The sequence below is a fragment of the Microbacterium sp. LWH12-1.2 genome, assembly GCF_040675825.1.
Lineage (GTDB): Bacteria > Actinomycetota > Actinomycetes > Actinomycetales > Microbacteriaceae > Microbacterium.
On record NZ_JBEGIJ010000001.1, the window covers coordinates 2,253,071 to 2,277,388 of the forward strand.

Here is a 24,318-nt window from a genome sequence, read left to right on the forward strand (position 1 = left end):
CGCGTGTTCCAAACCGTTGAGACCGTTTCCCCTGACCAGTTCAAGAGCGCCTTCCGCAATCACCCCGCAGGCTTTGCCTTAGTCACCGCGACCGAGAACGGGCAGCACATCGCTCTCACTGTCAGCTCCCTGTCCTCGCTCAGCGCCGAACCGCCGTTGCTTGTGTTCTCGGTACCCGATCTCTCCTCGAACGCACCCGTCATCCTCGAGACAGAATCCGTCGTCGTGCACATGCCCGACACAGACTCCTCCTGGCTGGCAAGGCTCGGCACCCTGAGCGGCGCAGATCGTTTCGGCGATACCGGGAAATGGTCTCTACTATCCACCGGCGAGCCTTATTTCATGGATGCATCGGTCGTGATTCGCGCCCGGGTCGTCAACCGCGTTCGCGCGGGTGCCTCAACGCTTTGCATCGCGGAGGCAACGGAGATCGTTGAGAACTCAGAATCGGGATCCGTACGACCGCACGCTCACCCCAACCGCGCGAGGCAAGAGCCGGGTGACTACCCCAGTGCCTCCGGCGTGATCTTGCCATCAGATCCGCACTCGTGGACATCGTGTTCCGCGATCACGTCACCACGCTCGCGGCCTCGCACCACGGAGGGAACAATTGATGGCATCTGGTAACGCGACGAAAGCAACAGCCAAGGGCCCGATCCCCCTCTGGGGCCTGATGGTCCTGGGCTTGACGGCCGGGTATCTCTCTGGCCTCTTCGGCGTCGGCGGCGGCATCATCGTCGTGCCCGCGTTGGTGCTCCTGGGCATCGATCAACGGCGGGCCGCAGGAAGCTCGGTCGCTGCAATCCTTCCCACTGCCATTGTCGGCGCCACCAGCTATGGCATCGCTGGTCACGTCGACTGGGTCGCTGGCGCGATCCTGGCAGCGGGGATCATCGGAGGAGCGCAGATCGGTAGTTACCTGCTGTCGCGGCTTCCCAGGTCGGTGCTGTTCTGGATCTTCATCGTGTTCATGGCGGGCGTCGTCATCAGCCTGTGGATCGTCATCCCCGACCGCGGCGACACCATCAGCATCGACGGCTGGGCCGTCGCCGGACTCGCTGCTCTCGGTGTGCTCACCGGAATCCTCTCCGGGATTCTCGGCGTGGGAGGCGGGATCATCGTCGTGCCGGCATTGATGCTGCTGTTCGGAGCGGGCGACCTCAACGCCAAGGGCACCTCGCTGCTGATGATGATCCCCGGCTCCCTATCCGGCACGATCGGAAACGTGCGTCGGAAGAACTTCGATATGCGCGTTGCCGCGACCGTGGGCATCACCGCGTGCATCGCTTCTCCGCTCGGCCTGTTGACCGCAACGAACATCACTCCCCTCGCGTCGAACATCGCCTTCTCCGTGCTGATCGTCGCAGTGACGACACAGTTGATCGTCAAACACCTCCGTGCGCGCCGGAAGACGAGCGAAGCGAGCTAGTCGCCACCGCGCGATGGTCTTCCCCTGTACACAAGGCGCAGGTCATGATGTCGGATCGCCATCGTCGCGAATGCCGATCAGCAGATTCAGACCATCGCAATCCCACTAGATCCCCACCCGCCTGGATTCGCCCTGATCGACGAAGGCACGCTCGGCGTTGCGGACGATGGCTCTGGCCTCGTGTGCGACCTCTCCTGGAAGAGCCCGCCCGGTAGCGGGCGGGCTCGGCGAACTGCATGTCCAGATCACTGTGCCTCACGAGCGGGCGAAAACTGCCCATCCCTAAGCCGACGCTCTCGCAATGATCTCGCGAGGATCCTGATCTGGTCGACCGCCGCAATCAACGGGCTGAACTGGCCCACTCTTAGAACTCCCCGATCGCTAGTCCCAAGCGAAGGTAGAGGTCAGTCACAGCCTCGTTGTTCACCCGATACTTGACCCAGACACCCTTGCGGGATCCTCCCTCTAGACTCGGCGGATCGGCGATCACCAGCCCTGCCGCCTCGAGCTCGTTAAGTCGCGGCTGGATCGTCGTCGGCCCGAGCACGAGAGCATCACAGATCGGGCCGACAGTGACGTCGGGGTTGCTGCGGAGGAACCGTAGAATCGCGGCCTTGACGAGGTTCCCGAGGAGCGCGATCGGGTCTTGGGCGTCTTCGGATCCCGCCGGCTGAGCTAGTCGTGGCATGTTCCGATTCTCTCGCACTGCCTGGCTACCGGTCCAGCGAACCATCCGATTTAGACCTGTACTTCACGCCCACACTGCTATACAGTGTGGGCATGTCCACGGCTCGCACGATCCAGATGGTGGCCTCGAAGCCCCTCCAGTTCCGTGGGCCCACTGACGAGATAGCCCCAGATATCCGGGCAGAACAGCTCGAATCCCCCACCGCCAGAAGGCCCAAGGCTGCGGGATCCACAAAGGCCGACGGCATCCGAGTTATCCACAATCTGGCCAAAAGTCGCTACATGACGGCCTACCTCGTGCGTAGAATGCCCGCACGGCAACCGTCGCGCGAGCCGTACCGTCCGTGCACGGTCGCCATCCCGGATCATCAGGGGGGTCGGCGATAGTGACGAGCGCAAACTCCGGACGGCGCGGACTGACGTGGGCCATCACCGGCGGCCTCGTCTTGGTCGCTGGCATCGTGGCGATCATCATCGGCTCCTTGCTGACACAGCGGACGCCGACGCCCACAGATCCGACCGGGGAGCCGACAACGCAGCCCACTCCACAGACGACCCCGGGTGATGACGAGGTCGTCGACCCCTCCGTCGCCGACCGCGGCTGGCGACCCGAACCGATCACGACGGACGCCGCAACGTATATTCGCGCCGCGCTCGAAGCCGCATCCTCCTTCGACACGACGAAGGGCGAGCGAGAAGCGTGGCTCGACTACCTCGACACCTGGTTCACGCCCGACACCCGCTTCAACTCCGAAGCCGATCAGCAGGCCGCGATGACGGATTCGCAAGGATTGATGCGTCAAGGCGTCGTGCTCCCCCAGCAGGACTGGGACTCGCTCGCGAACGAAGACGGCCGGGTCGTTGCCGCCACGACTGGCGATATCGCCTTCGTGCCGGTCAGTGATGACGCGTCTGGCGACATGTCGATCGGGACCGCGGACGTGACGCTGTCCTTCACGCGGTCAGATGGCGACGGCAGCGAGACGTCTTATGACGAGCAGGTGCGGGTGAGTGTCCAGGTGCTGTGCGGCGCCGGATCCGTACCGACGCCCGATAGCGCGCAGCAGTCTGGGGACTGCAAGGTGGTGCGTTACTTCACGGAGCCGTTGGAGCCCTGACATGGGTGTCCCCGCCGTCGCCGCCGCAGCCCTCAATACGAGGACTGGCCGGCGGATCCTTGGCGGAGCGATCCTGGTCATCCTGCTCGCTGTGGCATTCGCGCTGACTCCGCTGATCGCGATCCCGTTCGCTGTCGCAGGGAGCGCCGCGGGCATCGTTGAACCCGGCGCCAATCCTCCGGCAGCGAGCGGCGACTGGGGGTACCCGCTCGCTGGCGAATACACCAAGGGCCGCGGGTTCGGATACGACCCGGTGGACGGATGCAGCTACTGCTCCACGAACCACAAGGGCTATGACATGGCTCAGGGCTGCGGCTCGACGATCTTCGCCGCTGGGCCCGGGGAAGTGATCACGGCGGGGTCGTACTACGGCTGGGGAAACACCGTCCGCATCGATCACGGCGACTCGCTGGTCACGCTGTACGGCCACATGCAATGGGAATCGATCCGTGTTGTCGAAGGGCAGCAGATCACGGCAGGCACACCTCTGGGTGCGGAAGGCGACACCGGCGCGTCGTTCGGATGCCATCTGCATTTCGAAGTTCAGAAGTCCGGAACTCCGGTAGATCCGGAGCCGTTCATGGCCGCTCTCGGCCTTCCCCTGAAATAGGGCCCGCGCAGGCCCCCACCGCAAGGAGCAGATCCCCATGTTCACGAACACCATCCCTGGCGAGGTCGACGTCCCCGATATCCAACCGGACTTCTCTGCCCCGTTCTTCCAAGGGTTCCAAGTCATCGCGTCGTACATCCTCGCGGGCGCGATGCTCGTCGTCCTGATCATGCTGATCATCGCCGGCGCTGCCCTCGCCTTCCGCGGCCTTGCCTCCGATCGCGTGCGCACCTGGGCGGGCGAGAACATCCTCTGGATCTTCATCGCCGCCGCCGTCCTCGGTGCGGCATCCGGCCTGTTCGCCTGGTTCGTGAATTTCGACTTCGGGTTCTGATGAACATGCTGCGCGCGCTCCGGTTCGGCGTCACCGTCGGGATCGCGCTGGTGCTCGCCTCGGGCAGCGCGGCCCAGGCCAGCACCCCTGCGGATGCCGCCAATACCCCGCCCATGTCGGCATCCGTCGGTGGCGAACCCTGGTCCGCTCCCGCGTTCGATGTCGATTGCCAGAGCTCGAGCGGGCAGGTCAACTGCACCCCGAATGACACACAGCAGGTCACGGCCCAGCAGTGTTTCGTCGGGGTCTCGTTCGGCGGTGAGCGCGCCATGGTCTGCACGACCTACGAAGGACACGTCAAGGCCATTCAGGCCGACGGCGGCACTCCCCTGCTGGTGAAGTACGGCTGCAGCCTCGGGGATGCCGTCTGCCTCACGTTTGAGAACGCGGGTCGTGGCATGGCGATCGCGGCGACGGCGATCATGTTCCTCGTCGCGGATGCCATGCGCTTCGACACCAGCACTTTGCTGTGGGCCGCGGCGGTCGGCGAGTGGTCGTTCTGGCAGTGGGCGATCCTGATCATCACCTTCGGCGCGATGGTCTGGGCCGTCGCCGCTGCCGTCGTCTCCGGTGATCGCGAGGAGCTCGTGGGCGCTCTGGTGCGGTCGTTCATCGCGGTCCCCGCGGTGCCGATCACGCTGTGGCTGACGGGCCACCTGTTGAACGCGATCGACGACATGACCTGGTACATCATGAACCGCGACGGTCCGCTTGCGCTGTTCTCGACGCTGCAGTCGGTGATGTGGGCCGGCGGGCAGGCGAATTACTTCTTCGCCTTCCTGATCCACGGTCTCCTCATGCTCGGGATGCTGCTGCTGATGCTCGTGTTCACGTTCCGCAACATCGTGCTCGCCGCGCTCATCATGGTCGGACCGGTGGCGTGGATGCTGTTCCCGGTGCGCGGTGTCGGTCCGCAATGGGTCGTCCGCTACTCCTCGGCTGTGATGGTCCTGTTGCTGACCGGTCCCCTCACGATCGGGTTCGTCACGCTTATCATCAACGGGCTCGCGAGCGTGAAGACGATCTGGAATCCGCAGTCCTGGCCGCTGCTGGTCGGACTCGTCCTCGTCGCATTCGCACCTTTCGCGATCTTCGGGCTGTTCAGCTTCGTCGGCGCGGTTGCCGCCGACGGCGTCGGCTCTCGCCTCGGATCTCACGGCGGGCGCATGGCCGGGAACGCAGGGCGCACGGCCGCGCGTATCCCGACTCGGCTCGGCGGTCTCCCCTCCGGTATCCACTCGCCGGGTGGCGGTCCCAAGAGCACCGGCCCGATGTCGAAGACCGGCGCCAGGTCGGGTGCGCTCCGCCGTGCATCCACACCGACTCGGAATCGCACGGCCACGACGTCCGGCGGATCCCACTCCGGCGGTCCCACCGCATCAACACCGCGTCCCTCGCCGCAAGCTTCGCCGCAGGCACCGCCGAAAGCATCACCGCAAGCTCAGAAACCGCAGGCTGAGGGGAGCCCATCATGACCATCAACAGCGACTACGCACGTCCGGTGCGGTTGCCGCGTCGGTCGAGGCAGGGCGTCGTGATGGGGATGGATCCCTGGCAGCTGACTTTCCTCGCCATCGCGGCGCTCGTTCTGCTGCTCTTCGTGAACCGATTCGGGCCGCTCGGGCTGCTGTACGGCGCACCGCTGTATCTGGGGTTCGGGGTGACCGCGCTGACGAGCCTCCGTGGGGTCTCCACCCCTCGGATGGCGGCATTGTGGATGATGAAGAAGCTCCGTAGCCGTACCGGGGCGACGACGCACACGTTCCGCCCCGAGCGCCCCGAACTTGCTGGCACGCTGAACCTTCCCGGCATCCGTGCGTCGCTGCAGCTGTGGGATGTGAACGGTCTCGCTGCCGTCTACAACCCGCACGACCGGTCCGTGTCGGTCGTCGCGGAACTCGAAGTGCAGGGCTTCCTGATGCACGACCTCCCCGAACGGTTCGACCTCGCGGAGCAGTTCGACCGGGTCCTCGGACCATTCACCCAGCGCCCCGGAATGAAGCGGGTGACCCTGCAAGAGCGCACCCTGCCGACCACGATCCGCGCCGCCCGCGACCACTACGACACCGTCCGCCGAGTCAGGAACATCGCCGCAGATTCGCCGGTCGCCCGCAATTACCAGGAGGTGATGGATCAGTCGGAGCGGTTCGAGGTCGCGCATCGCAACTACGTCATCCTCACCCTCGACCTGGTCGCGCTCGGGTCGCAGTTGAAGGCGCTCGGCGGCGGGAAGGACGCGATCCTCGCTCTCGCGCAGATCGAATCCGGCAACCTCGCCGACGCGCTGACCGCCGCGAAGATCACCGTCCGCCGCTGGTTGACAGTTCGTGATGTCGCAGCCCTCGGCCGGCTGGCGTTCGATCCGGAGTTCGCGCCGATCGTGCAGAACCGTCCCGATCAGCTCGCCGGGGTCGATCCGGTCGCGATCGGCCCGATGTTCCTCGATGAGCCGAAGGGACGCAACGGGATCGTCGTTACCGACTCCGGCGTGCACACGACCATGTGGGTGCACGAGTGGCCGCGCTCCGATTCTCCCGTCGGGTTCCTTTCCCCCGTCGTGTTCGCCCGGCATCCGAACACGGGTGAGGCGATCACGCACATCCTCTCCATCGTGCTGACCCCGGTTCCGGTGTCCAAAGCGTTGAAGCGGATCCGTGACGAGAAGAAGGTGTGGCGTGGCAACGAGTCGCTCCGCGCGAAGCGCGGGGCGGACGGATCGGCGGCGGATGCTGCGGATTGGCGTGCCCTGGAGCAGCAGGAACAGGAAATTGCGAACGGGCACGGCGAGTTCCAGTACGGCGCTTACCTCACCATCACCGCATCCGACGAGGAGCGCCTCGACCAGGCCGTAGCGGGGATGCGCAACGCCCTGTCCCGCGCCGGAATGGAGGCGCAGATCCTGTACTGCCAGCAGGCCGAGGCGCTGATGGTGAACGCGATCCCGGTCGGATTGGGGATAAAGTGATGACCCGCCACGCCGCCACCTTCACCCCGACCGGCCTCACCCGACGGCAGAAGCGCGAGCTGCGACGTCAGGTCGCGCAAGAGCAGCGAGAGGCGACGCCCGCTCGCACGACACGTCATGACCGTTCTCTTCCCGAGGCACCGGTGCGCGGGCCGTTCGGCCCCGGCTTCGTTCAGGGCGGGTACTGGAATCTGGCGAAGGCGGTGGTCCCGGCGCATCAGGCGACCTCGCAGCACATCGCCGGGATCTACCCGTTCGTCGCCGACTCCGGGCTCGGACACCGCGGCCCCATCCTGGGCGTCGACCTGAACGCCGACGCGCTGTGGCACTTCTCCCCGTGGGAGGCGTACGTCGACGACACCGAGCGCGGCACGTTCTCCACGAACATCCTCGTACTCGGGGCATACCGGGGCGGGAAGTCCGCGACGGTGAAGACCCTCGTCACGCGGTCGATCGCGTTCGGGCACCAGGTTGTCGTTCCCTCGGACCCCAAGGGCGAGTGGGTCGCGGTCGCGGAGGCGATCCCGAGCGGGCAGGTGATCCGCCTCGGCGGCGGCACCGGCACCCGCCTCAATCCGCTCGACCGCGGCCCGCGTCGCACCGACACGACGGATGAGCAGCACGAGCAGATGGTCAAGCAACGTCGCATCGGCACCCTGATCTCGCTGATCGAGTTGACGCTCGGCAACCGCCTTACCGCGGTCGAGCACGCCGCGATCCTCGACGCACTGGAGCGGTGCATCGCGCACACCGATGACCGGCCGACGCTCCGCGGTGTCTACCAGGAGCTCGGCACCATCGCTGAAGAGTCCGATGCCGCGTTCCGTGCGTCCGACGGCGCCATTCAGCCTCTGTTCGTGCTGCGCCGATTCGTTGACGGCGACCTGTCCGGGCTCTTCGAAGACGAGTCCACGGTCGAGTTCGACCAGGACGCGCCGATCGTCGTCACCGACACCAGTGAGCTGTTCGCCCGCGGTGACCTCGCCGCCCAGCTCACGCAGGTGTGCTCGACGGCGTGGATCCAGGCGGTGATCAGCGACCGGGCCGCGCACCGCACCCGCTACGTGGTCCGCGAGGAAGGATGGCGCGACATGACCTCGCTGGCGTCGTTGCAGATGTTCCAGCAGTGGCTCAAGCTGTCCCGCCATTACGGGATCAGCAACATCGTGATCCTGCACAAGATGGGCGACCTGGATGCTGTCGGCGACGCCGACTCGATGGAACGCTCCCTCGCCTACTCGATCGTCGGCGACATCGAGAACAAGTTCATCTTCCGCGTCAACCACCAAGAGCAGACTGCCCTCCGCCAGCGGTTGAACCTTCCAGCTCCGCACGTGGAGATGGCTAGGCAACTGCGGAAGGGCGAGTTCCTCGCCTACGTGGGCCAGTTCTCCTACCTCGTCGACTGTTTCGCCACCAGCACCGACTGGGAATACGAACTGTTCGCCACCGACGACGCCGTCTCCGCCGCCGACCACGACGACGCCCTCCGAATCCTGGACGCCGAGGCCCTCGACGCCTACTGGCCCAGTGGCCCTGACACCAGCCTCGGCGGCTGGGTCATCCCCGAATCCCGCGATCTCACACTCGATCTCACCTAGGAGCACTGACCATGAGCATCGTCACCCATCCCCGCACCTACGCGACCGTCACCGGGCCGCAGGCGACCTTCATCACCCTCGAGGGCAGCACCGAACCCGTCACACCGACCGGTGAGGAGGACATCCGCCACGCGGTCGTCCGCCGCGCCACCGAAGAGGCCCGCCGCACCGGCACCCCGGTCGAACTCATCACCGCCGGCGACCGCGGCTCCCACCACCTCCTCGTCGGCACCGATGGCACATTCACGGCGATCACGCCGGACGCGACAGCTTCCCCAACCGGTCCCGTCCCCGACATCGCGGACGCGTCGACGAGCGGAGAGGAGCTTACGGTACCGACCCCGCAGCCCGATGCCGTTGACGCCATGTCGGCTGCGGAGTCTCCCCGTCCGACCTTCCTCACCCCCGTTGCAGAGGCCGCCTCCCGACCCACCGGGTGGCGTGGTGCCCTCGCCGGCATCGGGATCAACATCCGGCCGTCGAATGCCGACCGTCGGCGGGCCGACTGGGTCGCGGCCGTATCGATGCACTGGGCCGGATGCCGCACGATCGCCGTCGCAAACGGCAAAGGCGGCGTAGGCAAGACGATGACCTGCGCGATGCTCGCCGCCGTGTACGCCCGTGAAGGCGGCGGGAACGTGCTCGCCTGGGACAACAACGACACCCGCGGCACCCTCGGTTGGCGCACCGAACAAGGCCTCTACGACACCACCCTCCGCGACCTGGTGCCCGCTGCCCCCGGGCTACTCGAGCTGAGCGCCGGGGTGTCGGACATCACGCGGTTCGTGCATCACCAGGCGACCGACCGGTACGACGTGCTGCGTTCGAACCCGGAGCTTCTCGCCACGGATCAGCGCATCGCCGCCTCCGAGTTCAACCTGCTGATGCGCGTCGCCGCCCGCTATTTCCGCCTCGTGGTATTTGACTCCGGTAACGACGAATCCGCTGATCGGTGGCTGCGGATGATCGACAGCTCCTCCCAGCTCGTGATCCCCACCCTTGCCACCCCGGAATCCGCCGAATCCGCCGCACTGCTCCTGGACGCGCTCCGCGGCCGCGACGAACGCTCCGCCGACCTCGCCGACCGGGCGGTCGTCATTGTCACCCAATCCGAGCCGGCGGAACGGACGGCACGGCGCATCGCCGAGGGGTTCCGTCCGCTCGTCCGCGCCGTCGAGATCATCCCCTTCGACCGCGCGCTGAAAGCCGGACCGCTGCGGTTCGATGCGTTACACCGCCGTACCCGCGACGCCTGGCTGAGCGCCGCCGCATCTGTCGCCGGGGCGCTCTGAGGAGCCGGCGTCATGAATCAGGGACTGCTCGGGAAAGGAGTCACGGTGCTCATCGGCGCCGCGGTCATCCTCGCGCTCGTGTTCGGGTTCATCGCGGAGGCCGTCACCCGCCTTATCTGCGGTGCACGACCTACCGCTGGCAACCTGTTCGCAGGGCTCGGGCTTGCGATCACCGGCGACCCGGCTGGCTACACCGCGCCCGCCGGATGCGCCCTACCCATCACAGGGATCCGCATTGCCGACCTCGCCGCTGTCCTGCTGATTGCCAGCGCGACCGTGTGGGTGCTGGTCGCGGTAGGTCGGTACCGGGAGTCGGACCGCGCGTTCATCACCGACTTGCGGACCCGGCCGGGGTTCGCGACGAGTTCCGAGATCCGCGAGCACCTGTCCGCCCGCGCCGTCCTCCGCCGCGCACGCCAACTCCGGCCGGATCTCGCCAAGCCCACCGCTACCGACGTCGGCTGGCGCGTTGGGCGCTCCCGCCAGCAGGATGTCTACGTCTCGATCGAGGATTCCGTGGCGCTCGAAGGGCCGCCGCGGTCGGGCAAGGGGTATCGCGTCTTGGTCTCCGCGATCGTCGACTGGTCCGGTCCGTTGATCACCACCTCGACCACCAACGACAACCTGACCGCGACGATGCGGACCCGGCAGGCTCGCGGCGACGTGCACGTGTTCGACCCGCAAGGGCTCTCCGGCATCCGGCATCCGCTCCGCGTCTCCCCCATCGCAGGCTGCGAGGATCCGCTGGTGGCGATGCAACGCGGCACCGCGATCATCACCGGCACCGCGCTCGGCGCGTCGACAACCAACGGGGAGTGGGCGCAGGCATCCGGTGTCATACTCGGCAGACTCCTGCACGCCGCAGCCGTGGGCCGGAAGACGATCGCCGAACTCTACGACTGGGGATCCAGCCCTGCACTCACCCGCGACGCCGTCGACATCCTCAAGCGCGACGGCGCCCCAGGTTGGGGCGACAGCCTCGACGCGACCATCAACGGCGACGAAAAGCTCGTCTCCTCGATCTGGTTCGGAGTACAGGGCGCCGTCGCACCGCTCGCCGTCCCGCAGATCCGCGACGCCCTGATGCCCCGACCGGGTGATCCCACGCTCGACCCGCGGGAGTTCCTGGATGCCGCGAACACCCTCTACCTGATCGGGTCCTCGTCAGGCGCCTCAGCGATGGGCGGATGGCTCGGGGCGCTGCTCGACGACATCGTCGAGGTCGCCCGCACCACCGCGCTCGCCTCCCCGGGGTCCCGGCTTGCGCACCCGCTCGGGCTGATCCTCGACGAGATCGCGAACATGTTCCGGTGGGGCAACCTGCCCCGGATCATGGCCGACGGCGGGGGTCGTGGCATCTGCACCTTCATCGTCCTGCAGGCTCTCTCCCAAGCCGAGACCTCCTGGTCGCGGGCGGAGGCTGACACCATCTGGGCCGCGGCGACCGCGAAAGTGCTCTTGGGCGGCGCCAGCCACGTCGGCCACCTCCGCGACATCGAGTCACTGCTGGGCACGCGCGACACGCAGCGCACACAACGTTCGTGGTCAACCAGGGATGCCGGGCACTCCGCGAGCGAGCAGCACGAGCGCCGCCCGCTGATGTCGGTCGACGAGATCCGCCGACTCCCACCAACGACGGGGCTGCTCGCGTACCGCAACCGGCGCAGCGTGCTCCTTGACCTCGCCGGCTGGGACGAACGTCGCGACGCGGCGAGCATTCAATCCGGGAAACGCCAGACCGAGGTCGAACAGCGCGACGTGTTCGACGCCGCGTCCCGCGCGACTCAGCCCGCCGCACAACCATCCTCCCGTGACGTTGCCTCGACGGAGGCGGCTCCGGCCGAGGCGGTGAACGACGAATGAGCAATCGTCGCCGTCCCGGGCTGCTGAACATCTACCGGTCTGAGTTCCTGCACTCACCGGTCTGGTTCGCGAGGCGCGACCGCTGGTTCACCGAAGAGGCGTCGTTCGGTCGGGTGCTGGCGTGCGCGGGCTGCGGGCGTGCTGCGAGCAAGGCGCAGCTCGAGCTGCACCACCTCGACTACGTCGGCGTGGTCCTCGATCAGGGGCGATGGCAGGCGCTCGAAACGCACGAAGACCTCGTGCCGATGCATCCGTACTGCCACGATCTGCTCCACCGTCTCCTGGACCGCGATGCCGTCCTCTCCCGGAATCGCACCCGCCGCGCAGCATCCGACCTCGCGCTCGAACGACTCCGCCGCAAGCTGCAACCCGCCGAAGGAGCCTCGTCATGACCCGCTACGAAGAACCGCCCGACCTCGACGACCTCCTCGCTGCCGAGCTGAGCGACTTCGAACCCGACATCCGCCACGCCAGCTCCGTGCCGCTCGGCGCGCACGTCGTGAACTGGCGCACCCTCACCGACGCCGATGCGCGCGAAGCATGGGACGAGCTGCGGGCATGGGTCGAGTGGTTCTCGCTTCGCTATCGGGTCTCCGAATCGGTCGTCCCAGCGTGCTGGTTCAAGCACGGGCAACTCGTCGAGGAACTCTCCGCACTGCATATAGCGCACACCGCTGCGTTTGATCCGTCCGATGCCGGGTTCGGGCCGATCGGATGGCACGAACGTCTCAGCCTCGCAATCCCCCGCATGAACCGTGCATACTCCGGCGGCTGCGCACGCGGGCATGATGCCGCAACGCCGCGCTCGTGGGTGATCGACGAACAGGAATGGACTGCGTGGACCAGCCAGGCCCACGCAATCGCGACGCCTGTCCAGGCGTCGCACAACAGAAAGGAAGAGAGATGACTACGAGGATCCCCGTCACCATCGAGGGCAACCTCACCGGTGACCCCGAGCACGGCACAGGAGAGTCGGGTAACGAGTACGCCCGATTCACCGTCGCCGTCAACGACCGCCGCCTCAACGAGACGACCAACCGCTGGGAAGACGCCGGCACGGTGTTCCACCGCGTCGTCGCGTTCAACCAGCAGTCGCGGCACATCGCAGACTCGCTCCACAAGGGCGACAGCGTGATCGTCGCCGGCGACCTCCGGTTCGGCACCTACACCGACAAGGAGACTGGCCAGACCCGCGAAACCCGCGACGTCGTCGCCGACAACGTCGGCGCCTCGCTGAAATTCGCCAGCGTCACCGTGGATCGCGCCCCAAAAGCTGAAAGGCCCGCAGCAGACGCTACGGGCCCGACAGCAGCACCGGCCTCGTACGCCGGAGCGGGGGTTGTCCGCTGACCTGAATCAAGAGAGCGGGACGAGAGTCAGCGTACTCTCGTCCCGCTCCTCATTGGGGCCGTTTGTCGTCGATGTGCGTGTCGACCTACGTCACCGGCTCTGGGTAAACTCACCTACCTGAGGAAAGCCTCAACGGAGTCGCGGGTTCTCACCCGAGTTGTAGATCGGTGGTGCCGGTGCGGGCCGACCTGCGGATTCCGAGGAACCGACTATCCGCCCATCGCTCACCCCTCGGCGCATAAGGGTTCTTTCGCTCCGGGACCGTTGGCGGCCCCACTCCACGGGGTACGCCCACCCGACACCGCCGCGCGGCGGCTTCGGCTAGCGTTACCGCGCACGATCTGCGGCTTCTCCGTAGTTCCCCACGCGGGATCATGAGTCGTTACCGCTCGTCACAGTCGACGCCAAGGAGAACCTCATGTCCCGAATCCATCGACCCGCCCGGCCGCGCCGTTCGCGTCGTGCCGTGCTCGCGCTCGCCTCCGTTGCGGTCGTCGGAGTCGCGCTGGCCGCGTGCGCTCCTCCCGGTTCATCCGCACCCGCCGCATCGGATCCTGCCGGTCCTGTCTCGACCCAGCTGACCAGCGAGGAGGTCACCCTGCAGATCCTGTCCAACACCGAGATGGGTGAAGCTCTGAAGACGATCGGCGAGGCGTTCACGGAGCAGCACCCGAACGTCACGTTCGATGTGGTCGCTGAGGCCAACGCGAACGTCGCGACGAATCTGTCTCGGATCCTCACCCGCGATACCCCGCCCGACGTCATCTTCATTCCCACCATCGCGCAGCCCGCGAAGGACGGCCTGCTGACGAACCTCGATCCCTACTTCGACGCCTACGGGTGGGACACCTGGTCGCAGGGCCTGCTCGACATCAACCGCGTCGGCCCCGACGGACAGCGCGGTTCCGGTCCGCTCTACGCGGTCGGGATCGGCAACAACGTCACCGGCGTCTTCTACAACAAAGAGATCGCCGAGCAGGTGGGCATGACCGAGCCGCCGAAGACGTTCGACGATATGGAAGCCGCCGCTGAAGAGGCCGTTGCGGCCGGATACCTCGGATTCTCGGTCGCTGCCAAGGATGCCGGCACGCCCCTGCTGCTGCAGCAGGTGCAGAACTCGTTCGGCAATGCTCCCGAGATCAGTGCTTGGAGCGCTCAGGAGCCCGGGGCCACGTTCGACCAGCCCGCAATGGTCGATGCGGCGGCAAAGCTGCAGGAGTGGAAGGGCAAAGGCGTTATTTCGAAGGATGCCGTGTCGGTCGACTATCCGACCATGATGGGCGACTTCCAGGCCGGCAAATCGTTGTTCGTCGCCGTGGGCGACTGGGAGGCGCAGCGCCTGGTCGCGGCCATGGGGGACAACGTGGGGTTCTTCCTCATGCCCAACCAAGACGCGGACGCCAAGCAGTACGCGATGGCGTTCCCCTCGAACCACGCCATCCCCGCCGGCGCGAAGAACAAGGATGTCGCCGCGTACTTCCTCAACTGGCTGGGAACCGACGAGGTCGGACGGCAATTGATCGTGGATACGATCGGCAGCTCGCCGGCCGGGCCGACCGACCTGCCCGCACCCGTGACCGACGTGCCACTGATCCAAGAGACCTCGGCAGCATTCGAGCAGGTGCTTCGCGAGGACGGCGCCGTGGACTCGTTCACGAACGTCAGCCAGGCATTCACGCTGTCCACCCTCAACGGACTGATGCAGTCGATGATGCTCGGCTCGAAGACGCCGCAAGACTTCGTCGACTCGGTGCAGGCCGCCTATGAGTCGGAGTTGATGAACTGATGAGCAGCCGGGGAGGACTCCTGCAACGGGGGATCAACAGACGGCGCACTCTGATGAGCTTGCTCTTCATCGCGCCCGCGGCCGCGCTCTACGGCTGGCTCGTGCTGGGCTCGTTCGCGAAGGCCGCTCAGTTCTCCCTCTACGACTGGAATGGCATCGGCACCGCCACCTTCGTGGGGCTGCAGAACTATGTCGACGTATTCTCCTCCCCGGCTCGCCTCATCTCGTTGCTGCATGCATTCGAGCTCATGGTGTTCTTCACCGGGGTGACCCTGACCCTCGGCCTTCTCGCCGCGGTGCTCACCCGCGGTGCGGCCAAGCGGCGAGGATCGGGCGTCACCCGGGCCATCCTGTTCATGCCCCAGGTGATCCCGATCGTGGCGGCTGCCATCGGATGGAGCTGGATCTACTCCCGAGAGGGGGCTGTGAACCAGATCCTCACCGCGACGGGTCTGGGGGCGGTCACCCGGCCTTGGCTCGCCGACCCCGCCACCGCGCTCATCGCCGTCGGCTTCATCGGCACCTGGGCTCTGCTGGGCCTGGTGACGTTGCTGCTGACCGCTGGCATCAGCAAGATCGATCCCGCCCTGTACGAGGCGGTCCGCATCGATGGGGCGAACCCGTTTCAGGAGCTCTTCGCCGTGACCCTTCCCGGACTGCGCCGTGAGCTCGTGGTGAGCGCGACCCTCACTGTCATCGCGGCACTCGCGGCATTCGACATCATCTACATCACAACGCAGGGCGGTCCGGAACGGGCGACGACAGTGCCCGGTATCGACATCTTCTTCATGGCCTTCGGTGAACAGAAGGTCGGCGGCGCGGCAGCCATGGGCATCGTGCTGATGGCCGTCGTGCTCGTGGTCATCCTGCCGCTCCAGCGTCTCGCAGCAAAGGACTGACCCGTGCGCATCTCCCGTACCGAACGTGTGTTCAGCGCCGTCGTCCTCGTCGCCCTGGTGCTCTTCACCCTCCTCCCCTTCGTCGCCCTCCTGTCGGTCGCCCTCTCGCCGCCGAACACGCTCCCCTCGGGGATCTCGTTCCTGCGCGAGTTGCACTGGGAGAACTTCGCGACGGCCTTCGAATTGTCGCAATTCCCGACCCTTATGGTCTCCAGTGCGACGCTGGTGTTGATCGTCGTCCCGTTGGTCGTGTTGTGTGCGACCATGGCGGCCTACTCGCTGACGTGGCTGCGCGTGCCGTTCGCGGGAGTTCTCTTCATCGTGTTCCTGCTCGGATTGACGATCCCCTTCGAGAGTCTCATCACGCCGCTGTACCTGACGATGCGTGAACTGAACCTGACCAACACGGTGTGGAGCGTCGCGCTGCCGCTCGCGGCGATCCAGATTCCCTTCGGAATCTTCTGGATGCGCGCCCACTTCCTCGGCATGCCTGCCGAGCTGGAAGAAGCCGCTCAACTCGATGGCGCCGGCCCCATCCGTACGTTCTTCCAGGTGCAGCTGCCGCTCGCCCGTCCGGCCATCTCGACGATGGTCATCCTCAGCTTCCTGTGGACGTGGAACCACTTCATCCTCACGCTGGTGATGATCGACGATCCCGCCAGGCGCACGGTGGGCGGTGCGCTCGCCGGGTTCCAGGGCGCGCAGGCCACGGACGTCGTCATGCTGTGCGCGGCCGCATTGCTGATGATGGTTCCGACTCTGCTCGTGTTCATCGTGTTCCAACGGCAGTTCACGGCGGCTCTTCTGCAAGGCTCGGTGAAAGGATGACCCTCGAGGAGGCAACCGTGACCAGCGACGTTCCCGTCCGCCCCGCCTATGATGCCGAGCTCGCCAGTTCACTCCGGGCAGCCGGCGGGCCGTATGTCCTGGACTTCGACGATATCGACCTCCTCCAGAAAATTCAGGCCAACGTCCGCGCGACATCAGACGTGTCACGCGGCGAGCTCGAGGCACTGGGTCTGGTGGTCCTCGACCATCATGCGTTGGCCCACGACGGTTACCGCGTCCCGCTGCATCACGTGTTCTCGCCGTCCTCGAGCTCGCCACGCCCATGCATCATCTACATCCACGGGGGCGGGATGATCATGGGGACGCCCTGGGACGGCGTCACGGACTTCCCGAGGTGGATCGCCGACTTCGGCGTGAGCGTCGTGACCGTCGACTATCGCCTGGCCCCGACCGCCAAGGCGCCCACGCTCGTCGAGGACTGCTACGCGGCGTTGCGTCACGTGCATGCCAGCGCCGCCGAGTGGGGCATTGATCCCGCGGCGATCGTCGTAGCGGGTATGAGCGCCGGGGGCGGGCTTGCCGCGGGCACGGCCGTGCTCGCACGGGACCGCGGCGGACCAGCGCTGCGCGGGCAGCTGCTTATGGCCCCGATGCTCGACCCTGACAGCGACGGTGACTCGATGCGCCAGCAGCCCTCCGGGCCCTGGAACCGTGAAGAGAATTCTGCTGCGTGGAAGATGGTGCTCGACGGGGTCCCCGAGAACGAGGTCGGATGCAACGCGCCCGGCCGTGTCCCGCGGCTGGGTGACCTGCCCCCGGCGCTGCTCGAGGTCGGTTCGGCCGAGATCTTCCGCACGGAGGTCATCGATTATGCTGGTCGCATCTGGCAGGTCGGCGGGGATGCCGAGTTGCACGTGTGGAGCGGGGGGTTCCACGGTTTTCAGAGCTACCCCCACGCGGCGGTGACCCAGGCGGCGATCGAGTCACGGCGCAACTGGCTGGGCCGGCTGTTCGGATATGGACCGCAGGAGGCGACGCAGCATGAGAGATCTGCTGGCGCGACTGGCGCAGAACGATGAAGACGCCTCCGCCGCGCTGAGAGTACTTGACTACTTCGACGCACTCGACGACCGGGCCGGTGGCCCCGAGACTTACCTGCGCGGCGCAGCGGCGTTGAGCGCGTCCGCGGTCGGCATGGTGCTCAACGAGCGGCGTCTGACACTCCGGATCGCCCCGAACGGTGAGCGACTGCGCGCCGACCGCAGCTTCGAACCCTCCGAAGAGTGGCTCCAGCGCACGCTTGCATCGTCCTCGAGCAACCGAGTCTGGGTCGAGACGCACGAGCGCAGCACTTTCCATGAGCTCATCCTGGAGCGCGTCGAACAGGGCGTGAACCGATGGACGGGCCGCATGGAGGCGCTCACTCCCGAACCGGCTCAGGCGTGGTCGGTCTTGTTGAACGATCCCGTGCCCGGCGAGCGGCGCCATCAACTGTTCGCGGCGCTTCGCTTGGATACCGCGCGCCGCTATCAGGTCGTCGCCCAAGTGCCCCCCGCGCGCACGGACGGACTTCACGCCTACACGACCGTGCAGGGCGTGCAGGTCGGCGCGACGATCCGCCCGGCGCCGTTCGAGATGGAGTACGAGGTCGGCGAGCGTGCACGCTACGGCATCGGCCCGGCTGTCGACGTCGTGGACCTGCTCGATTCGTGGCGACGCGCTGTCGTCGTGCTTCGCCTCGCGCGTCAGGGGGAGGCCCTGCCCTGGGACAAGCTCGGCGTCCTGGCGCCACTGTTCCTGCGCGCCAAGACCGATGAGTTGCTCGCCGAGCCGATCGTCAATGCGATCGACTCGGAGAACATGCCCTGGCTCGATGAGACCGTCACCGCGGTCACCCAGACCGGTTCCGTCCGCGGCGCTGCCGACCTGCTGGGGCTGCATCACTCCACGGTGCAGAAGCGCATCGACAAGCTGCAGCACCACTTCAACCTCAACCTCGCCAACTCGCGGCACGTGTATCACCTGTGGCTCGCCTGCGCCGCGTACCGGTTCGCCTCCTTCGGCACGCCTGAGAACATGGCCACCGAGGTGCGCCTGGCTCCGCGACCCTTCGACGTCCCACCGGACGCCTGAGACGGATGCACTCAGGACGAGAAGACCAGCTCCTCCTGAGCATCCCCGCGACGAGTCGTGATGCGAAAAGCAAGACCGGGGAAGTCGGCGACCAGCGCGACGGAGCATGAGGCATCCGACCATGTCAATCGCAGAACGCCGGCGCCCTCCTCGATGACCGTGAACGCGCCGCCGAAGGCCGGGAACGTGTTGCGGAACCGCAGCACCTCCAAGAACTTCTGGATCTGCGGCTTGCCGACCCGCTCGGCGATCTCGTCCAGCGTGTAGTCATGGCGGTTGGCGCTGCGCGGATCGCGCGCGGCCTCCAGCGCCTCGAGGTCGTTCACACCGAACAGCGCACCGACGTAATAGACCTGCGGGATGCCGGGAACGAACAGCTGAAACACCCGCGCGAGGAGGTATGCCGTGTCGTCCTCGCCCACCGCGGAGTAGTACGACGACATCAATTGGTACTTCTGCGCGCCAGCAGCCCCCTTGCGGATCACGGACGCGGGCAGCGGCACGACCTCGCGCAGCACGGCCGTCTCGGAGTTGACGCGATCCGAGACCAACTCGATCTCGTCTTCGGTGAGCAGTCCCACCACGTCGACGACGCCGATTCCGTCATGGGTGTCGAGCGTCGTGAACTGCTTGCGCGGACAGATCTCGAGCCAATGCAGAAGTCGGTCGGACCGACCGGTGAACAACGCGTGCAGCGTCAGCATCGGCAGGGCGAAGTCGTAGACCCAGTGACCCTTCTCGGCCATCTTCAACTGAATCCCGTAGTTCTCATGGATCTCGGGCAGCATCTCCGTCCCGCGGGCGCGCAACGGCTCCATGCCGATCTCGAGCACTTCCCACACTTCGGGTTCCACGAAGAAGCAACTGGTTCCGGGCCGCTTGGAGGCATACGCGAACGCGTCGAAGCGAACGATCGCGACGCGCTCGGCGAGCATGCCGAGGTTGCGTGCGAAGTACTCCTGCGTGACCGGCTGCCACGGATCGATGTCGATCTGCTCGGCGAAGAACGTGTTCCAGAGGCGGACGACGCGGCCGTCGTCGCGGGTGAATTCCAAGAACGGGCCATTCGGCTTGCGCCGATACAGCGCCGCCATCTCGTCTTCCGTCGCATCGCCATCGGGCCAGAACTCGTCCCAGTGGATGAACATCTTCCGGAAGGGCGACTCGTCGCCTCGGCGCATGTAGTCGACGAATTCGCGAGAGCGGATCGACGCGTGGTTGATCATGAAGTCGGCCATCAGATAGTGGTCGCGTCCGATGTCGTCGATGTCGGACCAGTCGCCGAAGGCGGGGTCGACGATGTCGTACTCGACAACCGCGAATCCCCGGTCCCCCGACGATGGGAAGAACGGCAGGATGTGCACACCTCCGAAGGCGCCGGCGAAGTGTGTGCGCAGGGTGCGGGCCAACGCCTTGAGGTCACCTCCGAGACTGTCGGCGTAGGTGATGAGCATCGCTTGGTTCACGACGGGCAGCATGGTGGGTTCCGATCCGGGTGGGTAGGGGTCACTCGTCGAGTTCGACGAGAGGTTCGGCGTGGCCGGGGCCCCGGGAGCCGCGTCCGAAGAGCAGGAAGACCAGCAGGCCGATTCCGATCGGCACGATCAGGACGAGATACATCATCGAATACGCGTCCGAGGTCGCGGCGCCGGCATCCATGCTCGCCGTCACGATCCAGCCCGCCGCGACAGGTAGCAGAAGATAGCCGAGGTCGATTCCGATGTAGTTCGTGTTGCTGGCTACGCCTCGCCGTTCCGGGCTGACAGACATGAGCGACAGGGTTTGGATGGCCGGCTGGCAGATCCCGTAACCGAGCGCCGAGATCGCGCCGGCGATCAGGAAGCCCGTGAGAGTCGTCACCTGACTGATCACGATGAAGGACACCGCGAACATGAGCAGTCCGGGCACGATGACCACCGTGAGACCGTAGGTGTCGGCAAGACGCCCCGCCAGCGGCCGCGACAGCAGGATGAACACCGCGTACGCGGCGAAGAACAGCCCGATCTGAGCGACGCCGCGCGCTTCGCCGTACAGCACGATGAACGCGTTCACACCCGAGAAGGCTCCGGCGAGGCAGAGCATCACCGTCGCCGGGACGATCGCCTCGACCGCAATGAAGGATCGCCAGCCGAAACGCTGCTCGGCAGCCGGCCCGGGCCTCGGCGAGCGGATGAACCCGGCCGCGACCGCGGCGCCCAGCAGCAGGACCGCGCCCAGGAGGAAGGACGGGAGGGACCCGAACGTCTCCAGCAGCCACAGGCCGACCGACGGCCCCACGGCGGTGCTGACAGCCTGGCCCAGCGAGAAGACGCCGATGCCCTGCGCCATCCGCGACGCGGGCAGGGCGTTGCTGGCCAGGGCCAGCGTCACCGGTGCGAGGAAGCCCATGGCTGCGCCGTGGAGAAGGCGGGCGGCGATCAGCACCGGGATACTGTCGGAGATTCCGTAGAGCACGAAGGCGACGATGATCAGGGCGAGCGTGCCCATCAGAAGGTACGAGTGCCGCACCTTCAGCGTGGCCCATCCCACCGCCGGCCGCACCGCGAGGGCGGTCACGGCGAAGATCCCTGTGACGACGCCGACCGTGATCGACGTGGCGCCGAGCGACACGGCGAGTTTGGGAATCAGGGAAATGGTCATGAACTGCGCGAAGGTGATGACGAGATTGATCGCGAAAAGCGCGACGAAAGGCCCCGTCCAGATGCGGGGCGAGCCACCGGCGCGCGTCATCACGACATACCTCGCACGTTCAGCCTCCCTGGGCGCCATGGTGTTCAGCGCTCCCCCAAGCCATCCTGATGCGCACTGCGGGTGCCGCTGAGCCGCCCCTCGACCGCAATCGCGGTCGTAGAATCCGCCACCCGGCGGCTGACACGGCCGAGGGTCACTGGGCATAGTGTTCTTACGGCCACGACGGCATCGCACCCGAGCCGGCCGCACCAGCTCGAGGAGGACAGATGGCACTGCTGACGATGAACATGGCGAGCAAGCACCTGCGCGTGAATCAGGAGTTCAGCGTGATCCTGCCCGACATGCCGAGGGAGGGAGAGCCGGCGGAGTTCTATGGTGCGACCACCGATCTGCCCGTCGTCTGGCTGCTGCACGGCACCTACGGTGACCACACCGATTGGGTGCGCAAGACGAACGTCGAGCGGTACGCCACCGAAAAGCGGGTCGCGGTGGTCATGCCGAGCGCGATGAACACCAGCTACGCCAACTGGAGCCGCGCGATGCTCGGCTATAACATGTACGACTACCTGCTCGACGAGTTGATGCCATTGGTGCACAACTGGTTCCCGGTCTCGAGTCGACGTGAAGACAACTTCATCGCCGGACTGTCCATGGGCGGCCGGGGAACCATCACGTACGCGGTCAACAATCCGGAGCGCTTCGCTGCGGCGGCAGCGCTGTCCGCTTCGCCGCGCGATTTTGCCACGCTCACGCCGGAGTACCTGGCGTCGGACGGCCCTGTCGCCGAGCGCTTCTCGCGGTCGATCGAAAACGCCGGCGGGTTGGACGCGTTCCTCGCTTCGCCGGACAACACCTGGCGCGTCATCGACGAGCGCGCCGCATCCGGGGAGCTGCCGCGCCTGCTCTTCGCGTGCGGGGCCGACGACGACTACGTCATGGATGACCTGCGTCCGTTCCGCGCTCACGCCGAGCAGATAGGCCTCGACGCCGAGTTCCTCGTCCGCGACGGCTACGCGCACGAATGGGACTTCTGGGATGTGGCGGTGCGCGACGCGTTCGAGTTCTTCGGGCTGCGCGACATCGACCACGACGCGGTCTGAGCGAGTCGGCATGAACTCCGCCATCCGTCTTCTGCCCGGGACGCCGGACGACGCCAATCGCGACTACCTCCCGGAGTCGCTCAAGCACTCGGACATCGTCGTCAACGAGAACGGCAACAACTCGCAGCCGTATCCCGCAGGGCTGACCGAGCATCGGGAGGTTCTCGTCGACGGCGTCGAGGACACCTGGTACACCTTCGTGCCGAGCGGCTGTCGGCCGGGTGTTGCCCTGCCGCTCGTGATCTCGCTGCACGGCGGCCTCATGACCGGCTGGGGGCAGGCCGTCTACTCGTCGTGGACGGCGGTCGCCGAGCGCGAGGGCTTCGTTGTGGTCTTTCCCGACGCGCACGAGCGACGGATGTGGGCGATCGATGTCGCGGCGGAGCATGTCGCCAGAATGACCAGGCCCAACCCGGAAGGCCTCTACTTGCCCGCACCCGCGGCATCCGTCGAGGCCAATCATGACCTGCAGTTCGTGCGCGCGCTCATCGAGCGGATGGCTCAAGAGTACGACATCGATCGCGAGCGGATCTTCGTGCATGGCATGTCGGCGGGAAACATCATGGCCTCGCAGTTCGCGCGACATTTGGGTGGTGTCCTGGCGGGTGTCGCGGGGTCGGGGGGTCCCACCGACCCCGCGATGCTGTTCGACGCCGACGGCGAGATCATCAATGAAGCGGGCCCCCTGGCCGTGTGGGAGTCGCGCCTGGATCTCGATCTGGCGGGCACGTACTACTCGGACGACATCCCCTCGGTGGTCGTCGCCAATCGCAACTATTGGCTGCGCCTGAACGGCGTGACCGATCCGCCCGTGATCGCGGTGAGGGGTACGGACAACTTCGCCTTCTATCGCGGTGCGCATGCCGACGTGGTGTTCCGTGACGTGCACAACCGCGACCACGGCCAGACCTTCGACGACGCCGAGCTGGTCTGGGACCACTTGTTCTCCGGGGTTCGCCGCGACGCGGACGGGTCGATCGTCCGCGACGAGTCGTTGCTGCCGCGCACCGGGGATCCATTTGCTCTCGCCGTCGCGGCGGGGCGCGCCAAGGCGTGGGTGTCGGGTCGGAGAGTGCCGATGTCGACCCCGGCCTTCGTCTGGGACTCGGTCCAGTACCACGGCCGGGGCGGATCGACGCTGTCCCGCGGCAGCTACGTGTTCGCGCCGATCGATCTGCTCGCGGAGGTCTTCGACGCGACACTCGCTGACGACGACGATGGGCGAGTCGCGGAGCTCACGCTTAAGGACGGACGCACGCTACAGTTCGCCCGTGGAGCCATCGGCTGCGTGGTCGATGGGCGCATCACAGCGATGCTCGCGGAAGCGGTCTGGCGAGATGGCGTTCTCTGCCTTCCCGTGCAGTGGCTCGCCGAAGCCATCCTCGACTTCCGAGCCTCCACACATTCCGGCGTCGTGTACGTAACTGATCACCACTCGCAGCTGTCAGGAAACATGGCCCGCCTGATCGCCGATCTCCTGCTATCTCACGAGTAAGCCCGTCAGAGTGGCCAGTCTTGACACTTCAGATGAGACAGGATCGGCAACGAGTCGATCCCAATCTCCGCCAACTTCCGCCTGCGGTGGGGGCGCTTCACCCGTGCCGCCCTTGATCTCCCCCGCGGGAGGCTCAATGACGTCCCGAGATTCCTAGGGACCTAAAGGTTGCAGTC

General features: G+C 66.3%; 23 protein-coding genes. 20 read left to right on the forward strand and 3 right to left on the reverse strand.

Translation table 11 applies throughout. The annotated features are described in order from the left end of the window. The first annotated feature begins 3 nt into the window (after positions 1–3). Positions 4–627 carry a flavin reductase family protein gene (locus tag MRBLWH12_RS10915; protein WP_341978331.1) on the forward strand — a complete coding sequence of 208 codons (624 nt, stop codon included), beginning with the start codon at positions 4–6 and terminating at the stop codon, positions 625–627. Beyond that, entirely contained in the window at positions 614–1,429 is an 816-nt protein-coding gene (locus MRBLWH12_RS10920) for a sulfite exporter TauE/SafE family protein (RefSeq protein ID WP_341977853.1), read from the forward strand. Before MRBLWH12_RS10915 ends, MRBLWH12_RS10920 begins: the two co-directional genes overlap by 14 nt. A 364-nt stretch (positions 1,430–1,793) precedes the next feature. Here MRBLWH12_RS10920 and MRBLWH12_RS10925 read toward each other — a convergent pair whose 3' ends face one another. Beyond that, positions 1,794–2,117, reverse strand: a complete 324-nt coding sequence (locus tag MRBLWH12_RS10925) for a helix-turn-helix domain-containing protein (protein ID WP_341977851.1) — start codon at positions 2,115–2,117, stop codon at positions 1,794–1,796. A 385-nt stretch (positions 2,118–2,502) separates the two neighbouring features. Here MRBLWH12_RS10925 and MRBLWH12_RS10930 point away from each other — a divergent pair, with 385 nt between their 5' ends. From MRBLWH12_RS10930 to MRBLWH12_RS11005, 16 genes are all read left to right on the forward strand, one after another. Continuing rightward, complete coding sequence (locus MRBLWH12_RS10930; protein ID WP_341977849.1) at positions 2,503–3,234, forward strand: hypothetical protein; 732 nt, start codon at positions 2,503–2,505, stop codon at positions 3,232–3,234. A gap of 1 nt (position 3,235) precedes the next feature. Beyond that, positions 3,236–3,844 (forward strand): M23 family metallopeptidase, encoded by a 609-nt coding sequence (locus MRBLWH12_RS10935; protein ID WP_341977847.1) that lies wholly within the window; start codon positions 3,236–3,238, stop codon positions 3,842–3,844. A 37-nt stretch (positions 3,845–3,881) separates the two neighbouring features. Then, positions 3,882–4,178 (forward strand): hypothetical protein, encoded by a 297-nt coding sequence (locus tag MRBLWH12_RS10940; protein WP_341977845.1) that lies wholly within the window; start codon positions 3,882–3,884, stop codon positions 4,176–4,178. Next, on the forward strand, positions 4,178–5,653 hold the full coding sequence (locus tag MRBLWH12_RS10945) for a hypothetical protein (protein WP_363548804.1): 1,476 nt from the start codon (positions 4,178–4,180) through the stop codon (positions 5,651–5,653). Before MRBLWH12_RS10940 ends, MRBLWH12_RS10945 begins: the two co-directional genes overlap by 1 nt. Then, the gene (locus tag MRBLWH12_RS10950) at positions 5,650–7,143 is read left to right on the forward strand and encodes an SCO6880 family protein (protein ID WP_363548805.1); all 1,494 of its coding nucleotides are present in this window, start codon (positions 5,650–5,652) and stop codon (positions 7,141–7,143) included. The genes MRBLWH12_RS10945 and MRBLWH12_RS10950 overlap by 4 nt, the downstream gene beginning before the upstream one ends. Then, positions 7,143–8,744 carry a hypothetical protein gene (locus tag MRBLWH12_RS10955; RefSeq protein ID WP_341977839.1) on the forward strand — a complete coding sequence of 534 codons (1,602 nt, stop codon included), beginning with the start codon at positions 7,143–7,145 and terminating at the stop codon, positions 8,742–8,744. Before MRBLWH12_RS10950 ends, MRBLWH12_RS10955 begins: the two co-directional genes overlap by 1 nt. A gap of 11 nt (positions 8,745–8,755) precedes the next feature. Beyond that, positions 8,756–10,036, forward strand: a complete 1,281-nt coding sequence (locus tag MRBLWH12_RS10960) for a MinD/ParA family ATP-binding protein (RefSeq protein ID WP_341977837.1) — start codon at positions 8,756–8,758, stop codon at positions 10,034–10,036. Positions 10,037–10,048: 12 nt separating this feature from the next. Beyond that, positions 10,049–11,899, forward strand: a complete 1,851-nt coding sequence (locus MRBLWH12_RS10965) for a type IV secretory system conjugative DNA transfer family protein (RefSeq protein ID WP_341977835.1) — start codon at positions 10,049–10,051, stop codon at positions 11,897–11,899. After that, positions 11,896–12,291, forward strand: coding sequence for a hypothetical protein (locus MRBLWH12_RS10970; RefSeq protein WP_341977833.1), 396 nt, complete (start codon positions 11,896–11,898; stop codon positions 12,289–12,291). Before MRBLWH12_RS10965 ends, MRBLWH12_RS10970 begins: the two co-directional genes overlap by 4 nt. Beyond that, positions 12,288–12,806, forward strand: coding sequence for a hypothetical protein (locus MRBLWH12_RS10975; RefSeq protein WP_341977831.1), 519 nt, complete (start codon positions 12,288–12,290; stop codon positions 12,804–12,806). The genes MRBLWH12_RS10970 and MRBLWH12_RS10975 overlap by 4 nt, the downstream gene beginning before the upstream one ends. After that, positions 12,803–13,249 carry a single-stranded DNA-binding protein gene (locus MRBLWH12_RS10980; RefSeq protein ID WP_341977829.1) on the forward strand — a complete coding sequence of 149 codons (447 nt, stop codon included), beginning with the start codon at positions 12,803–12,805 and terminating at the stop codon, positions 13,247–13,249. Before MRBLWH12_RS10975 ends, MRBLWH12_RS10980 begins: the two co-directional genes overlap by 4 nt. Before the next feature lie 418 nt (positions 13,250–13,667). Beyond that, a complete protein-coding gene (locus MRBLWH12_RS10985; protein WP_341977827.1) occupies positions 13,668–15,035 on the forward strand; it encodes an ABC transporter substrate-binding protein in 1,368 nt (455 codons plus the stop codon). Between the two features lie 53 nt (positions 15,036–15,088). Next, positions 15,089–15,934 carry a carbohydrate ABC transporter permease gene (locus MRBLWH12_RS10990; protein WP_341977824.1) on the forward strand — a complete coding sequence of 282 codons (846 nt, stop codon included), beginning with the start codon at positions 15,089–15,091 and terminating at the stop codon, positions 15,932–15,934. Between the two features lie 3 nt (positions 15,935–15,937). Continuing rightward, positions 15,938–16,762: a carbohydrate ABC transporter permease gene (locus MRBLWH12_RS10995; protein WP_341977822.1), complete on the forward strand. Its 825-nt coding sequence runs from the start codon at positions 15,938–15,940 to the stop codon at positions 16,760–16,762. Next, positions 16,759–17,802, forward strand: a complete 1,044-nt coding sequence (locus tag MRBLWH12_RS11000; protein WP_363548810.1) for an alpha/beta hydrolase — start codon at positions 16,759–16,761, stop codon at positions 17,800–17,802. Before MRBLWH12_RS10995 ends, MRBLWH12_RS11000 begins: the two co-directional genes overlap by 4 nt. Further along, a complete protein-coding gene (locus MRBLWH12_RS11005; protein WP_341977818.1) occupies positions 17,765–18,856 on the forward strand; it encodes a helix-turn-helix domain-containing protein in 1,092 nt (363 codons plus the stop codon). The genes MRBLWH12_RS11000 and MRBLWH12_RS11005 overlap by 38 nt, the downstream gene beginning before the upstream one ends. Before the next feature lie 11 nt (positions 18,857–18,867). Here MRBLWH12_RS11005 and gtfA read toward each other — a convergent pair whose 3' ends face one another. Together gtfA and MRBLWH12_RS11015 are read right to left on the reverse strand one after the other, a co-directional pair. Beyond that, positions 18,868–20,322, reverse strand: coding sequence for a sucrose phosphorylase (gene gtfA, locus MRBLWH12_RS11010; RefSeq protein WP_341977816.1), 1,455 nt, complete (start codon positions 20,320–20,322; stop codon positions 18,868–18,870). Between the two features lie 40 nt (positions 20,323–20,362). Continuing rightward, positions 20,363–21,586, reverse strand: coding sequence for an MFS transporter (locus tag MRBLWH12_RS11015; RefSeq protein WP_341977814.1), 1,224 nt, complete (start codon positions 21,584–21,586; stop codon positions 20,363–20,365). Between the two features lie 227 nt (positions 21,587–21,813). Here MRBLWH12_RS11015 and MRBLWH12_RS11020 point away from each other — a divergent pair, with 227 nt between their 5' ends. Both MRBLWH12_RS11020 and MRBLWH12_RS11025 read left to right on the forward strand, forming a co-directional pair. Next, complete coding sequence (locus MRBLWH12_RS11020; protein WP_363548813.1) at positions 21,814–22,647, forward strand: alpha/beta hydrolase; 834 nt, start codon at positions 21,814–21,816, stop codon at positions 22,645–22,647. A 10-nt stretch (positions 22,648–22,657) separates the two neighbouring features. Further along, positions 22,658–24,142, forward strand: a complete 1,485-nt coding sequence (locus tag MRBLWH12_RS11025) for a PHB depolymerase family esterase (RefSeq protein ID WP_341977810.1) — start codon at positions 22,658–22,660, stop codon at positions 24,140–24,142. Positions 24,143–24,318: the final 176 nt, after the last annotated feature.

Excerpts from the sequence above, each read along its gene's own strand:
- MRBLWH12_RS10920 (WP_341977853.1), top strand. The coding sequence starts at position 614 with ATGGCATCTGGTAACGCGACGAAAGCAACAGCCAAGGGCCCGATCCCC.
- MRBLWH12_RS10925 (WP_341977851.1), bottom strand. The coding sequence starts at position 2,117 with ATGCCACGACTAGCTCAGCCGGCGGGATCCGAAGACGCCCAAGACCCG.
- MRBLWH12_RS10935 (WP_341977847.1), top strand. The coding sequence starts at position 3,236 with ATGGGTGTCCCCGCCGTCGCCGCCGCAGCCCTCAATACGAGGACTGGC.
- MRBLWH12_RS10940 (WP_341977845.1), top strand. The coding sequence starts at position 3,882 with ATGTTCACGAACACCATCCCTGGCGAGGTCGACGTCCCCGATATCCAA.
- MRBLWH12_RS10945 (WP_363548804.1), top strand. The coding sequence starts at position 4,178 with ATGAACATGCTGCGCGCGCTCCGGTTCGGCGTCACCGTCGGGATCGCG.
- MRBLWH12_RS10950 (WP_363548805.1), top strand. The coding sequence starts at position 5,650 with ATGACCATCAACAGCGACTACGCACGTCCGGTGCGGTTGCCGCGTCGG.
- MRBLWH12_RS10955 (WP_341977839.1), top strand. The coding sequence starts at position 7,143 with ATGACCCGCCACGCCGCCACCTTCACCCCGACCGGCCTCACCCGACGG.
- MRBLWH12_RS10960 (WP_341977837.1), top strand. The coding sequence starts at position 8,756 with ATGAGCATCGTCACCCATCCCCGCACCTACGCGACCGTCACCGGGCCG.
- MRBLWH12_RS10965 (WP_341977835.1), top strand. The coding sequence starts at position 10,049 with ATGAATCAGGGACTGCTCGGGAAAGGAGTCACGGTGCTCATCGGCGCC.
- MRBLWH12_RS10970 (WP_341977833.1), top strand. The coding sequence starts at position 11,896 with ATGAGCAATCGTCGCCGTCCCGGGCTGCTGAACATCTACCGGTCTGAG.
- MRBLWH12_RS10975 (WP_341977831.1), top strand. The coding sequence starts at position 12,288 with ATGACCCGCTACGAAGAACCGCCCGACCTCGACGACCTCCTCGCTGCC.
- MRBLWH12_RS10980 (WP_341977829.1), top strand. The coding sequence starts at position 12,803 with ATGACTACGAGGATCCCCGTCACCATCGAGGGCAACCTCACCGGTGAC.
- MRBLWH12_RS10985 (WP_341977827.1), top strand. The coding sequence starts at position 13,668 with ATGTCCCGAATCCATCGACCCGCCCGGCCGCGCCGTTCGCGTCGTGCC.
- MRBLWH12_RS10990 (WP_341977824.1), top strand. The coding sequence starts at position 15,089 with ATGAGCTTGCTCTTCATCGCGCCCGCGGCCGCGCTCTACGGCTGGCTC.
- MRBLWH12_RS11000 (WP_363548810.1), top strand. The coding sequence starts at position 16,759 with ATGACCCTCGAGGAGGCAACCGTGACCAGCGACGTTCCCGTCCGCCCC.
- MRBLWH12_RS11005 (WP_341977818.1), top strand. The coding sequence starts at position 17,765 with ATGAGAGATCTGCTGGCGCGACTGGCGCAGAACGATGAAGACGCCTCC.
- MRBLWH12_RS11015 (WP_341977814.1), bottom strand. The coding sequence starts at position 21,586 with ATGACGCGCGCCGGTGGCTCGCCCCGCATCTGGACGGGGCCTTTCGTC.
- MRBLWH12_RS11020 (WP_363548813.1), top strand. The coding sequence starts at position 21,814 with ATGGCACTGCTGACGATGAACATGGCGAGCAAGCACCTGCGCGTGAAT.
- MRBLWH12_RS11025 (WP_341977810.1), top strand. The coding sequence starts at position 22,658 with ATGAACTCCGCCATCCGTCTTCTGCCCGGGACGCCGGACGACGCCAAT.